Source organism: Streptomyces sp. NPDC058052 (assembly GCF_042885515.1).
GTDB lineage: Bacteria > Actinomycetota > Actinomycetes > Streptomycetales > Streptomycetaceae > Streptomyces.
The window spans coordinates 19384-32865 of record NZ_JBHVRX010000018.1 but is presented as its reverse complement, the minus strand read 5'-3'; the positions used below and the strand labels follow the sequence as shown (position 1 = coordinate 32865).

12 protein-coding genes are annotated in these 13482 nt (G+C 71.6%); 5 read left to right on the top strand and 7 right to left on the bottom strand.

All coding sequences use genetic code 11. The features are described 5' to 3' along the window. Positions 1-51: 51 nt before the first annotated feature. Genes tkt through pgl form a run of 5 tightly spaced genes read left to right on the top strand, consistent with a single transcriptional unit; the run spans position 52 to position 6705 of the window. Positions 52-2139, top strand: a complete 2088-nt coding sequence (gene tkt / locus ACFVU3_RS23930) for a transketolase (protein WP_390069105.1) — start codon at positions 52-54, stop codon at positions 2137-2139. A gap of 36 nt (positions 2140-2175) precedes the next feature. Beyond that, entirely contained in the window at positions 2176-3300 is a 1125-nt protein-coding gene (gene tal, locus ACFVU3_RS23925; RefSeq protein WP_390069103.1) for a transaldolase, read from the top strand. After that, entirely contained in the window at positions 3297-4838 is a 1542-nt protein-coding gene (gene zwf / locus ACFVU3_RS23920; protein WP_390069101.1) for a glucose-6-phosphate dehydrogenase, read from the top strand. The genes tal and zwf overlap by 4 nt, the downstream gene beginning before the upstream one ends. Then, positions 4835-5926 carry a glucose-6-phosphate dehydrogenase assembly protein OpcA gene (gene opcA / locus ACFVU3_RS23915; RefSeq protein ID WP_390069099.1) on the top strand — a complete coding sequence of 364 codons (1092 nt, stop codon included), beginning with the start codon at positions 4835-4837 and terminating at the stop codon, positions 5924-5926. Before zwf ends, opcA begins: the two co-directional genes overlap by 4 nt. Then, positions 5923-6705, top strand: coding sequence for a 6-phosphogluconolactonase (gene pgl, locus ACFVU3_RS23910; RefSeq protein WP_390069098.1), 783 nt, complete (start codon positions 5923-5925; stop codon positions 6703-6705). Before opcA ends, pgl begins: the two co-directional genes overlap by 4 nt. Before the next feature lie 22 nt (positions 6706-6727). Here the strand turns inward: pgl and ACFVU3_RS23905 are convergent, their stop codons facing one another. The 7 genes from ACFVU3_RS23905 to ACFVU3_RS23875 all read right to left on the bottom strand — a co-directional run bounded on the left by ACFVU3_RS23905 (position 6728) and on the right by ACFVU3_RS23875 (position 13406). Further along, positions 6728-8341, bottom strand: a complete 1614-nt coding sequence (locus ACFVU3_RS23905; RefSeq protein WP_390069096.1) for a PH domain-containing protein — start codon at positions 8339-8341, stop codon at positions 6728-6730. Next, positions 8338-8838, bottom strand: coding sequence for a PH domain-containing protein (locus ACFVU3_RS23900; protein ID WP_390069095.1), 501 nt, complete (start codon positions 8836-8838; stop codon positions 8338-8340). The genes ACFVU3_RS23905 and ACFVU3_RS23900 overlap by 4 nt, the downstream gene beginning before the upstream one ends. A 3-nt stretch (positions 8839-8841) precedes the next feature. After that, a complete protein-coding gene (pgi, locus tag ACFVU3_RS23895; protein WP_390069093.1) occupies positions 8842-10506 on the bottom strand; it encodes a glucose-6-phosphate isomerase in 1665 nt (554 codons plus the stop codon). Positions 10507-10661: 155 nt separating this feature from the next. Beyond that, positions 10662-10997: an RNA polymerase-binding protein RbpA gene (locus ACFVU3_RS23890; protein ID WP_003957010.1), complete on the bottom strand. Its 336-nt coding sequence runs from the start codon at positions 10995-10997 to the stop codon at positions 10662-10664. 77 nt (positions 10998-11074) lie between these two features. Further along, the gene (gene secG / locus ACFVU3_RS23885; protein ID WP_017238647.1) at positions 11075-11305 is read right to left on the bottom strand and encodes a preprotein translocase subunit SecG; all 231 of its coding nucleotides are present in this window, start codon (positions 11303-11305) and stop codon (positions 11075-11077) included. A 105-nt stretch (positions 11306-11410) separates the two neighbouring features. Continuing rightward, on the bottom strand, positions 11411-12187 hold the full coding sequence (tpiA, locus tag ACFVU3_RS23880) for a triose-phosphate isomerase (RefSeq protein WP_390069092.1): 777 nt from the start codon (positions 12185-12187) through the stop codon (positions 11411-11413). Positions 12188-12194: 7 nt separating this feature from the next. Further along, on the bottom strand, positions 12195-13406 hold the full coding sequence (locus ACFVU3_RS23875) for a phosphoglycerate kinase (protein ID WP_390069090.1): 1212 nt from the start codon (positions 13404-13406) through the stop codon (positions 12195-12197). Positions 13407-13482: the final 76 nt, after the last annotated feature.

Here is a 13482-nt window from a genome sequence, read left to right as displayed (position 1 = left end):
TACACCCTCAGTCACCGGCTACAGACATGTGGAGAGGAGCCCTGACCCAGGGTGAGCACTAAGCCGACCACCACAGACCTCCAGTGGACCGAATTGGACCAGCGGGCCGTCGACACCGCCCGCATCCTGGCCGCGGACGCCGTACAGAAGGTCGGCAACGGCCATCCCGGTACGGCGATGAGCCTCGCGCCGGCCGCGTACACCCTCTTCCAGAAGGTGATGCGCCACGACCCGTCCGACCCCGAGTGGGTCGGCCGCGACCGGTTCGTGCTCTCCGCGGGCCACTCGTCCCTGACCCTCTACACCCAGCTGTACCTGGGTGGCTTCGGTCTGGAGCTGGACGACCTCAAGGCGTTCCGCACCTGGGGCTCGAAGACCCCGGGTCACCCCGAGTACGGCCACACGGCCGGCGTCGAGACCACCACGGGCCCGCTGGGCCAGGGCGTGGCGAACGCGGTGGGCATGGCGATGGCCGCCCGCTACGAGCGCGGTCTCTTCGACCCGGAGGCGGCCCCCGGCACCTCCCCCTTCGACCACAACGTCTACGCGATCGCCGGCGACGGCTGCCTCCAGGAGGGCATCTCCGCCGAGGCGTCCTCGCTCGCGGGCCACCAGAAGCTCGGCAACCTGATCCTGCTGTGGGACGACAACCACATCTCGATCGAGGGCGACACCGAGACCGCCGTGTCCGAGGACACGATGAAGCGGTACGAGGCGTACGGCTGGCACGTGCAGCGCGTGGAGCCGCAGGCCAACGGCGACCTGGACCCGGCCGGCCTGTACGCGGCGATCCGCGCGGCCGAGGCCGAGACGGAGCGCCCCTCCTTCATCGCGATGCGCTCGATCATCGCCTGGCCGGCGCCGAACGCGCAGAACACCGAGGCCGCGCACGGCTCGGCGCTCGGCGCCGACGAGGTCGCGGCCACCAAGCGCGTCCTGGGCTTCGACCCGGAGCAGAGCTTCGAGGTCACCGACGAGGTCATCGGCCACACCCGTGCGCTCGGCGACCGGGGCCGCGACGCCCGCGCCGCCTGGGAGAAGCAGCTCGCCGAGTGGCGTACGGCCAACCCGGAGCGCGCCGCCGAGTTCGACCGGATCCAGGCGAACGAGCTGCCGGCCGGCTGGGAGGAGAAGCTCCCGGTCTTCGAGGCGGGCAAGAGCGTCGCCACCCGTGCCGCCTCGGGCAAGGTCCTCCAGGCGCTCGGCGAGATCGTCCCCGAGCTGTGGGGTGGCTCGGCCGACCTCGCGGGCTCGAACAACACGACGATCGACAAGGCGTCGTCCTTCCTCCCCGAGGGCAACCCGCTGCCGGAGGCGAACCCGTACGGCCGCACGATCCACTTCGGCATCCGCGAGCACGCCATGGCCGCGGAGATGAACGGCATCGCGCTGCACGGCAACACCCGCATCTACGGCGGCACCTTCCTGGTCTTCTCGGACTACATGCGCAACGCGGTGCGCCTGTCGGCCCTGATGCACCTGCCGGTCACCTACGTGTGGACGCACGACTCGATCGGTCTCGGCGAGGACGGCCCGACCCACCAGCCGGTGGAGCACCTGGCCTCGCTGCGCGCGATCCCGGGCCTGAACGTGGTCCGTCCGGCCGACGCCAACGAGACGGCGATCGCCTGGCGCGAGATCATGAAGCGGCACACGCGCGAGTACCTGAAGGGCGCGCCGCACGGTCTGGCGCTGACCCGCCAGGGCGTGCCGACCTACGCGCCGAACGAGGACGCGGCCAAGGGCGGATACGTGCTGTTCGACGCCGAGGGCGGCTCCCCGGAGGTCGTGATCATCGCGACCGGCTCCGAGGTGCACCTGGCCGTCGAGGCCCGCGAGCAGCTCCAGGCCGAGGGCGTCCCGACCCGCGTGGTCTCGATGCCGTCCGTGGAGTGGTTCGAGGAGCAGGACCAGGCGTACAAGGACTCCGTCCTGCCGCCGTCGGTCAAGGCGCGGGTGGCGGTCGAGGCCGGTGTCGGCCTGACCTGGCACAAGTACGTCGGTGACGCCGGCCGGATCGTCTCGCTGGAGCACTTCGGCGCCTCGGCCGACGCCAAGGTCCTCTTCCGTGAGTTCGGCTTCACGCCGGAGGCCGTGGCCTCCGCCGCCCGGGAATCGATCGCCGCCGCCGCGCGCTGACGCGGATACGTACGACTTTTTGGAGATGCAACTCTCATGACAGACGCTCTCAAGCGCCTCTCCGACGAAGGCGTCGCGATCTGGCTGGACGACCTGTCGCGCAAGCGGATCACGTCGGGCAACCTGGCCGAGCTGATCGACCAGTCGCACGTGGTCGGTGTGACCACCAACCCGTCGATCTTCCAGAAGGCGATCACCTCGGGCGACGGCTACGAGCAGCAGCTCGCCGACCTGGCCGCCCGCAAGGTGACCGTGGACGAGGCCATCCGCATGATCACGACGGCGGACGTCCGCGACGCCGCCGACATCCTGCGCCCGGTCTTCGACGCGACCGACGGCCAGGACGGCCGGGTCTCGATCGAGGTCGACCCCCGTCTGGCCCACCACACGGCCCCGACCATCGCCGAGGCGAAGCAGCTGGCGTGGCTCGTGGACCGGCCGAACACCCTCATCAAGATCCCGGCGACGAAGGCCGGCCTGCCGGCGATCACCGAGGTCATCGGCCTCGGCATCAGCGTCAACGTGACGCTGATCTTCTCGCTGGAGCGCTACCGCGCGGTCATGGACGCCTACCTGGCGGGCCTGGAGAAGGCCCGCGAGCGCGGCCTCGACCTGTCGAAGATCCACTCGGTTGCGTCCTTCTTCGTGTCCCGCGTGGACACCGAGATCGACAAGCGCCTGGACGGCATCGGCACCGACGAGGCCAAGGCGCTCAAGGGCAAGTCGGCCCTGGCCAACGCGCGTCTCGCCTACGAGGCGTACGAGGAGGTCTTCTCGGACTCCTCGGAGCGCTGGGCGGCCCTGGACAAGGCGCAGGCCAACAAGCAGCGTCCGCTGTGGGCCTCGACCGGCGTCAAGGACCCGGAGTACAAGGACACGCTGTACGTGGTGGACCTGGTCGCCCCGGGCACCGTGAACACCATGCCGGAGGCGACCCTGGAGGCCACCGCCGACCACGGCGAGGTCGCCGGCGACACCGTCCGCGGCACGTACGACTCCTCCCGCGAGGTCCTGGAGGCCGTCGCCAAGCTGGGCATCAGCTACGACGACGTGGTCCAGCTCCTGGAGGACGAGGGCGTCGAGAAGTTCGAGGCGTCCTGGAACGACCTGCTCAGCTCGACCGAGGCGGAGCTCGCGCGCCGCGTCCCTTCGGAGGCATGACCACTTTGAGCACCGTCGACGGAGCCAACCCGCTCCGTGACGCCGCAGACCGACGGCTCCCGCGCATCGCGGGGCCGTCGGGCCTGGTCATCTTCGGCGTCACGGGCGATTTGTCCCGTAAGAAGCTGATGCCTGCCGTCTACGACCTGGCCAACCGCGGCCTGCTGCCGCCGGGCTTCTCGCTCGTCGGCTTCGCCCGCCGGGAATGGCAGGACGAGGACTTCGCGCAGGAGGTCCACGACGCGGTCAAGCAGCACGCCCGCACCCCCTTCCGCGAGGAGGTCTGGCAGCAGCTCATCCAGGGCATGCGGTTCGTCCAGGGCGACTTCGACAGCGACGAGGCGTTCGAGCAGCTGAAGGACACCATCCAGGAGCTGGACAAGGCGCAGGGCACCGGGGGCAACTTCGCCTTCTACCTGTCCGTGCCGCCGAAGTTCTTCCCGCTCGTCGTCCAGCAGCTGAAGAAGCACGGTCTGGCCGACCAGAAGAACGGCTCCTGGCGCCGCGCCGTCATCGAGAAGCCCTTCGGCCACGACCTCGCCTCCGCCAAGGAGCTCAACGAGGTCGTCCACGAGGTCTTCCCGCCCGAGGCGGTCTTCCGCATCGACCACTACCTCGGCAAGGAGACCGTCCAGAACATCCTGGCGCTCCGCTTCGCCAACACCCTCTTCGAGCCGATCTGGAACCGGTCGTACGTCGACCACGTGCAGATCACCATGGCCGAGGACATCGGCATCGGCGGCCGCGCCGGCTACTACGACGGCATCGGCGCCGCCCGTGACGTCATCCAGAACCACCTCCTCCAGCTGCTCGCGCTGACCGCGATGGAGGAGCCCGCCTCCTTCGACGCCGACGCGCTCGCCGCGGAGAAGACCAAGGTGCTGGGCGCCGTGCGGCTGCCCAAGGACCTGGCGAAGTCCACCGTCCGCGGCCAGTACGGGGCGGGCTGGCAGGGCGGCGCGAAGGCCGTCGGCTACCTCGAGGAAGAGGGCATCGACCCCCAGTCGAAGACCGACACCTACGCGGCGATCAAGCTGGAGATCGACAACCGCCGCTGGGCGGGCGTCCCCTTCTACCTGCGCACCGGCAAGCGGCTCGGCCGCCGGGTCACCGAGATCGCGGTGGTCTTCCAGCGCGCCCCGCACTCCCCCTTCGACCACACGTCGACGGAGGAGCTGGGCCGCAACGCCATCGTCATCCGGGTCCAGCCGGACGAGGGCGTCACCGTCCGCTTCGGCTCCAAGGTGCCCGGCACCCAGATGGAGATCCGGGACGTGTCGATGGACTTCGCCTACGGCGAGTCCTTCACCGAGTCCAGCCCCGAGGCGTACGAGCGGCTCATCCTGGACGTCCTCCTCGGCGATTCCAACCTCTTCCCGCGCGTGGAGGAGGTCGAGCTGTCCTGGAAGATCCTCGACCCGATCGAGCAGTACTGGGACGCGCACGGCAAGCCCGCCCAGTACGAGTCCGGGACCTGGGGTCCGGGCGAGGCGGACGAGATGCTCGCACGAGACGGCAGGAGCTGGCGCCGGCCATGAAGACCGACCTGACGGACACCACGTCCTCCAAGATCAACAAGGCGCTGGTGCTCGGGCGGCGGGCGATCGGCACCCCGGCCGTCGGCATGGTGCTCACCCTCGTGATCGTCACCGACGAGGAGAACGCCTACGACGCGCTGAAGGCGGCCAACGAGGCGTCCCGCGAGCACCCCTCGCGGACCCTCGTGGTGATCAAGCGGGTCTCGCGCTCGCCGCGGGACCGCGCCAACACCCGGCTCGACGCCGAGGTCCGCCTCGGCGCCGACGCCGGCTCCGGGGAGACGGTCGTCCTCCGGCTGTACGGCGAGGTCGTCGACCAGGCCCAGTCGGTGGTGCTGCCGCTGCTCCTCCCGGACGCCCCCGTCGTCGTCTGGTGGCCGGTGAACGCGCCGACCGACCCGGCGAACGACCCGCTGGGCGCCCTCGCCCAGCGGCGGGTGACCGACACGTACGCCGCCGAGCAGCCCATCCAGGAGCTGACCGCGCGCGCGGACACTTACACCCCCGGCGACACGGACCTCTCGTGGACCCGGATCACCCCGTGGCGCTCGATGCTGGCCGCCGCGCTCGACCAGGTCCACTGCCAGGTGACCTCGGCCGACGTGGAGGGCGAGGAGTTCAACCCGAGCGTCGAACTGCTCGCGATGTGGCTGGCCGAGCGGCTGAAGGTGCCGGTGCGGCGGTCCCGCTCCACCGGCCCCGGCCTCACCTCCGTACGGCTGGAGACCAGCGCCGGACCGATCGTCCTCGACCGGCCCGACGGCTCGCTCGCGACCCTCTCCATAGAGGGCCAGCCCGACCGCGGGGTGGCGCTCAAGCGGCGCGAGACGGCCGAGCTCATCGCGGAGGAGCTGCGCCGGCTCGACCCGGACGACACCTACGCCGCGGCGCTCCGGTTCGGTCTGGAGCGGCTCGACGAGGAGGCGGCCACCACCGCCCCCGCGCCCGAGGAGCCCGCCCCGGACGTCACGGCCGCCCCGGAGGCCGCTTCGGAGCCCGCTTCGGAGTCCGCTTCTGAGCCCGCTCCTGAGCCGGCGAGGAAGGCACCCGCCAAGAAGGCCCCGGCGAAGAAGGCGGCGTCGAAGTGAGCGCCCCCCAGCTGGTGGTCCACCGGGACAAGGAGCTGATGGCCGAGGCCGCCGCGGCCCGGCTGATCACGAGGATCGTGGACGCCCAGTCCGCCCGGGGCGCGGCCTCGGTCGTGCTGACCGGCGGCCGCAACGGCAACGGGCTGCTCGCCGCGCTCGGCACGGCGCCCGCCCGGGACGCGATCGACTGGTCGCGGCTCGACCTGTGGTGGGGCGACGAGCGCTTCCTGCCCGAGGGCGACCCCGAGCGGAACATCACCCAGGCCCGGGAGGCGCTGCTCGACCGGGTCCCGCTGGACCCGGCCCGGGTGCACGCCATGCCGGCGTCGGACGGTCCCTACGGGGACGACGCCGACGCCGCCGCGGCGGGGTACGCGGCCGAGCTGGCCGCCGCGGCCGGCCCGACCGAGCGGGGCGGGGTGCCCGCCTTCGACGTGCTCATGCTGGGCGTCGGCCCGGACACCCACGTGGCCTCGCTCTTCCCGGAGCTGCCCGCGGTCCGGGAGACCGAGCGGACGGTCGTCGGGGTGCACGGCGCGCCCAAGCCGCCGCCGACCCGGATCTCCCTGACCCTCCCGGCGATCCGGGCGGCGAAGGAGGTCTGGCTGCTCGCGGCCGGCGAGGACAAGGCGAAGGCGGCGGCGATCGCGCTGTCCGGCGCGGGCGAGGTGCAGGCCCCGGCGGCCGGCGCCTACGGGCGCTCGCGCACGCTGTGGCTGATGGACACGGCGGCGGCCTCGGAGCTGCCGCGGAGCCTGTATCCGCCGGCCTCGGCCTGACGGAGCCCCCAGGAGGCCCGGTTCACCCCTCGGTGGACCGGGCCTCCGCCGTTCCCGGCGCCTCCACGGTCCGCGCCGGCTCCGCCGTCTCCGGAGTCCCCGCCGACTCCACCGTCGCCGCAGTCGCCGCAGTCTCCGCAGTCTCCAGGAAGGGCGTGAGCAGCCCCGGTACGGCCTCGGCGGCGAAGGCCAGGCCCTCGCTCGCGTCCGCGTCGAGGACGTCGTAGGCGCGCTCTCCGGCGGCCGTGGTGGCGGTGAGGGTGAGGATCCCGGCACGCCGCTGGAAGTACGACTGCTTGACCGTCCAGCCGATGATCCCGGACCGCTGGAGGGCGACCGTGGCCCGCCGTGCCGTGCCCGACCGGGTCACCAGATGGGCGCCGCCGAGGGCGTGGCCGAGGGAGCGGTACGCGTCCAGGGCGAGGGCCACCGCGAGCGGGCTCAGGACCAGCGTCCAGCCGGCCGCCACGTACAGCAGCACCGGCGTGAGGAGCGCGCCGAGCAGGGCGAGGACGGCGGCGGGCAGCAGCACGGCGCTGAGCGCCCAGCGGAGCCTGCGGGCGCGGGCGGCGCGCGGGTGGGGGGTGAGGGGGACGGAGAACGGGGTGACGGGCTCGCGCAGGACCTCGGCGGCGATCCGGGCGGCGACGGCCCGGGGCGCGGCCGGCAGCAGCGTCTTCAGGTCGGTGTGCTTCTCGTCGTCCTCGGCGAGGCCACTGGCGACGGCGTCGACGCGTGCGGCGCCGGCGAGGCGGACGCCGAGCGGTTCGACCAGCTCGACCCCGCGCAGGCGCTCCTCCTCCAGGGTGACCGAGCGGGTGCTGAACAGGCCGCGACGGACCCGGAGGGTGCCGCCCGGTTCGCGTTCGAGCCGGTGGTTCCACCACATCTCGACCCAGAGCCCCAGCGAGCCGACCGCGCCGGCCAGGGTGGCGAGGAGGGCGAGGTCGACGATCATCCACGGCAGGGAGACGTCCTGGAAGCGGTCCCCTATCCAGTCGATGACCTCGGACTGGACGCCGAACCACTCGCTGACCTGCATGACCGCTCCGGCGGCGGCGCCGGCGAGCAGACCGGTGACGAAGGAGACGGGGGCGTAGCGGATCCAGCGGGGGTCGAGGACGGCGAGGGTGCCGTCGTGACCGGGGACGGCCTCGGGGGCGAAGGCGCGGGTGAGGAGTTCGCGGCGGAGCCGTTCGCCCTCGGTCCGGGTGACGAACTCCAGTTCCAGGGTGGACTCGCCGCCGCCGGTGGACTCACCGGTGCCGATGCGGACCTTGACCAGCCCGAGGACCCGCTGGAGGGGATTGGCGGTGAGGTCCACGCTGCGGATCCGCTCGCGGGCCAGGGAGCGCCGCTTGAGGAGCAGCAGGCCGGAGTGGAGCTCGACCTGGTCGGCGCCGATCCGGTAGCGGGTGTGGCGGAGGCGGACGTGCTCGGCGGTGGTGCCGCCGCCGATCAGCAGGAAGGCGCCGGCGAGGACCCAGGCGAGCGCCTGCCAGAGGGGCCGGGAGCCGGCGAGCCCGGCGGTGACCGGGACTCCGGCTCCGGCCGCGACGCCGCAGAGGACGGCGGCGGTGACGAGGGAGGTACGCCGGTCGAGGCGCCGCCACTCCCCCTCGCCGGCGGGCGTCACGTGGCGTCCCCGGGGGTCGCCTGCGTGATCCGGGTCAGCTTCTCGGCGAGCTCCGCGGCGAGTGAGTGGTCGAGTCCCTCGACGCGGAGCGCGCCCTTGGAGGAGGCGGTGGTGACGGTGACCGTGGCCAGCCCGAAGAGCTGTTCCAGCGGGCCGCGTACGGTGTCGACGGTCTGGATCCGTGACATGGGGGCGATCCGCCACTCCTGCCACAGGGCGCCCGTGCGCGTGTACACGGCCTCGTCGGTGACCTCCCAGCGGTGCACCCGGTACCACCAGGCGGGGAAGAACGCGGTGCAGGCCAGGCCGATCGCGGCCAGCACGGCGGCCGGCGACAGCAGCCAGAACCGGGCCGGTTCGATCAGGAGGCCGAGGACGCCGAGCACCACCACCGGGACGGCGGTGCCGATGAGGCACTGGGTGCGCCACCAGCCGACGGCCCTGCGGTCCACGGCGTTCCTGGGCGGCCGGAGCCGTACCGCGTTCTCCCCCGCCATCGGTCAGCTCCGGCCGCGCAGGGCGCGGTAGGCGGAGACGAGGGCCGCGGTCGAGCTGTCGAGGCCCTCGGCGGACTCCTCGCCGGTCAGGACGGGCTCGATCCGCTTGGCGAGGACCTTGCCGAGCTCGACGCCCCACTGGTCGAAGGAGTCGATGTTCCAGACGGCGCCCTGGACGAAGACCTTGTGCTCGTAGAGCGCCACCAGCTGGCCGAGGACCGAGGGGGTGAGGGCGTCGGCGAGGATCGTGGTGGTGGGGTGGTTGCCCCGGAAGGTCTTGTGCGGGACGAGCTCCTCCGGCACGCCCTCGGCCCGTACCTCCTCGGGCGTCCTGCCGAAGGCGAGGGCCTGGGTCTGGGCGAAGAAGTTGGCCATCAGCAGGTCGTGCTGGGCGGCCAGGGCGGGCGGCAGCTCGGCGACGGGCCGCGCGAAGCCGATGAAGTCGGCGGGGATCAGCTTGGTGCCCTGGTGGATCAACTGGTAGTAGGCGTGCTGCCCGTTGGTGCCGGGGGTGCCCCAGACGACCGGGCCGGTCTGCCAGTCGACGGGCTCGCCCTGGCGGTCCACGGACTTGCCGTTGGACTCCATGTCGAGCTGCTGGAGGTAGGCGGTGAACCTGGACAGGTAGTGGGAGTAGGGCAGGACGGCGTGCGACTGGGCGTCGAAGAAGCCGCCGTACCAGACGCCGAGGAGGCCGAGCAGCAGCGGCGCGTTCTCCTCCGCGGGGGCGGTGCGGAAGTGCTCGTCGACGAGGTGGAAGCCGTCGAGCATCTCGCGGAAGCGGTCCGGCCCGATGGCGATCATCAGGGAGAGGCCGATGGCGGAGTCGTACGAGTAGCGGCCGCCGACCCAGTCCCAGAACTCGAACATGTTGGCGGTGTCGATGCCGAACTCCTCGACCCGCTCGGCATTGGTCGACAGGGCCACGAAGTGCCGGGCGACGGCCTCCTGGCCGGCCCCGAGTCCGCCGAGGAGCCAGTCGCGGGCGGAGGTCGCGTTGGTGACCGTCTCGATGGTCGTGAAGGTCTTCGAGGCGACGATGAAGAGCGTCTCGGCCGGGTCGAGCCCGTGGACGGCCTCGTGGAGGTCGGCGCCGTCGACGTTCGAGACGAAACGGAACGTCAGGTCGCGCCGGGTGTAGGCGCGCAGGACCTCGTACGCCATGGCGGGGCCGAGGTCGGAGCCGCCGATGCCGATGTTGACGATGTTCTTGACCGGCTTGCCGGTGTGGCCGGTCCAGGCGCCGGCGCGGACCTTGTCGGCGAAGCCGGCCATCTTGTCGAGGACGGCGTGGACCTTGGGGACGACGTTCTCGCCGTCCACCTCGATCACGGCCTCGCGGGGGGCGCGCAGGGCGGTGTGGAGGACGGCCCGGTCCTCGGTGGTGTTGATCTTCTCGCCGCGGAACATGGCGTCGCGCAGCCCGGCGACGCCGGTGGCGGCGGCCAGCTCGCGCAGCAGCTCCAGGGTCTCGTCGGTGACGAGCTGCTTGGAGTAGTCCAGGTGGAGGTCACCGACCCGCAGGGTGTAGCCGGTGCCGCGCTCCGGGTCGGCCGCGAACAGCTCGCGCAGATGGGTGTCGCCCAGCTGCTCCCGGTGCTTGCCGAGGGCCGCCCACTCGGGCAGCCGGTTGAGCCTGATGCGTCCTTCTGTGGTCATTTCGGACATCGCCCACTTCTTCTCGTACGTGTCTGCCCCGCTGCTCCTCCAACCTAGTTGATCGAACGGGGCGATCCGTGCCACCCGCCCCGGACACGACGAAGGGCTCTGCCCGCGAACCGAGTTCACGGGCAGAGCCCTTTCCACCGATGTTCAGTTGTCGTTCAGATCTCGCCCCGCAGCTTGGCGAGCGCCTCGGCGAGGATGGCCTCGCCGTCGGCGTCGCTGCGGCGCTCCCGCACGTAGGCGAGGTGGGTCTTGTACGGCTCGGTGCGCGGGGGGTCCGGCGGATTGTCCCGGTCCTGGCCGGCCGGGAAACCGCAGCGGGGGCAGTCCCAGGTGTCCGGGACCTGCGCGTCGCTCGCGAAACTCGGCTGGGTCTCGTGCCCGTTCGAGCACCAGAAGGAGATGCGGAGGCGCGGTGCCGACTCGCCCCGCTCGGCCTCCCCCATCGGCCCCGCTCCGACCCGGCTTCCCCGGATCGCGTTGCCACTTGCCACGGTCGTAACTCCCTGCGTGATGGTGCTCGAAGATGCCCCAGTCTACGGAAGGCCCAACGCGCGTCCAGTGTGCGGAGTTACCCGTCCAGCTTCATGAGCAGACCAAGTACCACAATGCAGGCGAACCAGAGCAGTCCGACCACGACCGTGATCCGGTCGAGGTTGCGCTCGGCGACCGAGGAGCCGCCGACGGAGGACTGCATGCCGCCGCCGAACATGTCGGAGAGGCCGCCGCCCTTCCCCTTGTGCATCAGCACCAGCAGCATCAGCAGGCCGCTGAAGACGATCAGGGCGATCGAGAACCCCATAACCACGGCTGGACCAACTTCCTCGGAGCTTGAAAAGGGACGGGGGCCGGGCACCGGCCCGACCCCCGCAAGGGTACGACGGATCGCCTCCGCCGCTCTACATCATCACTGGTCGCGGAATCGGACGATCTTGACGAACTCGTCCGCGTCCAGCGAGGCACCGCCGACCAGGGCGCCGTCGATGTCGGGCTGCGCCATGATCTCGGCGACGTTCGAGCCCTTCACGGAGCCGCCGTACTGGATGCGGATCTTGTCGGCGACGTCCTGCGAGTACAGCTCGGCGAGCTTGCCGCGGATCGCCCCGCAGACCTCCTGGGCGTCCTCGGCACCGCAGACCTTGCCGGTGCCGATGGCCCACACCGGCTCGTACGCGACCACGATCGTCTCGGCCTGCTCGGCCGGGACGTCCTTGAGGCCGCCCTCGACCTGGGCGAGGGTGTGCGGGACGGCGTTGCCGGCCTCGCGCACGTCCAGCTCCTCGCCGACGCAGAGGATCGGGGTGATGCCGTGGGCGAAGGCGGCCTTCACCTTGGCGTTGCACAGCTCGTCGGACTCGCCGTGGTACTGGCGGCGCTCGGAGTGGCCGACGGCGACGAAGCCGGTGTTCAGCTTGGCGAGCATGGCGCCGGAGATCTCACCGGTGTACGCGCCGGACTCGTGGGCCGACAGGTCCTGGGCGCCGTACTTGATCTTGAGCTTGTCACCGTCGATCAGGGTCTGCACGGAGCGCAGGTCGGTGAAGGGGACGAGGACGGCGACCTCGACGGCGTCGTAGTCCTTGTCGGTGAGCGTGAAGGCGAGCTTCTGGACGTGGGCGATGGCCTCGAGGTGGTTGAGGTTCATCTTCCAGTTGCCCGCCATCAGCGGGGTGCGGGTGGTCATAAGGGGGTCAGTCCTCCAGTGCGACGAGGCCGGGGAGCTTCTTGCCCTCGAGGTATTCGAGGGAGGCGCCGCCACCGGTCGAGATGTGTCCGAACGCCTTCTCGTCGAAGCCCAGGGTGCGGACCGCGGCGGCGGAGTCGCCACCGCCGACGACGGTGAAGGCCGGGGAGTCGACGAGCGCCTGGGCGACGGCCTTGGTGCCCTCGGCGTAGTCGGGGTGCTCGAAGACGCCCATCGGACCGTTCCAGAAGACGGTGGCCGCGTCGGCGAGCTTCGAGGCGTACAGCTTGCGGGTCTCCGGACCGATGTCCAGGCCCTCCTGGTCGGCCGGGATGGCGTCCGCGGCGACGGTGGTGGGGTGGGCCGGGGCCTTGGTCCTGAGGTCCGGGAACTCGGTGGCGACCAGGACGTCGACGGGGAGCACGAACTCCACGCCGCGGTCCTGGGCGCGCTTCAGGTACTCCTGGACGGCCGGGATCTGGTCCTCCTGGAGGAGGGAGATGCCGACCTCGTGGCCCTGGGCCTTGAGGAAGGTGTAGGCCATGCCGCCGCCGACGAGGATGCGGTCGGCCTTCTCCAGGAGGTGGTCGATCACGCCGAGCTTGTCGGAGACCTTGGCGCCGCCGAGGACGACGGCGTACGGCCGCCGGACGTCCTCCGTCAGCTTCTTGAGGACGCCGACCTCGGTGGCGATGAGGTAGCCGGCGGCGTGCGGCAGCTTGCCCGGGAGGTCGTACACCGAGGCGTGCTTGCGGTGGACGGCTCCGAAGCCGTCGCCGACGTAGAGGTCGGCGAGGGTGGCCAGCTGCCCCGCGAAGGCGTCGCGCTCGGCGTCGTCCTTCGAGGTCTCGCCGGCGTTGAAGCGCAGGTTCTCGATGACGGCCACCCGGCCGTCGGCCAGGCCCGCGACGGTCGCCTGCGCGGACTCGCCGACGGTGTCGGTGGCGAAGGCCACCTCGGCGCCGAGCAGTTCGCCGAGCCGCGCGGCGGCGGGGGCGAGGGAGAACGCCGGGTCCGGGGCACCCTTCGGGCGGCCCAGGTGGGAGGCGACCACGACCCGGGCGCCGGCGTCGGCGAGCGCCTTGACCGTGGGGACGACGGCGCGGATGCGGCCGTCGTCGGTGATGGTGGTGCCGTCGAGCGGCACGTTGAGATCGGCGCGGACGAACACCCGCTTGCCCTCGACGCCCTCGCCGAGAAGCTCGTCGATCGTCTTCATCTGTTCACTGACTCCTTGGTACGCGGTGGAGCACACGAGACAGGGCCCGCGCAGCGCTTCGTCGCGCTGCCCGAGC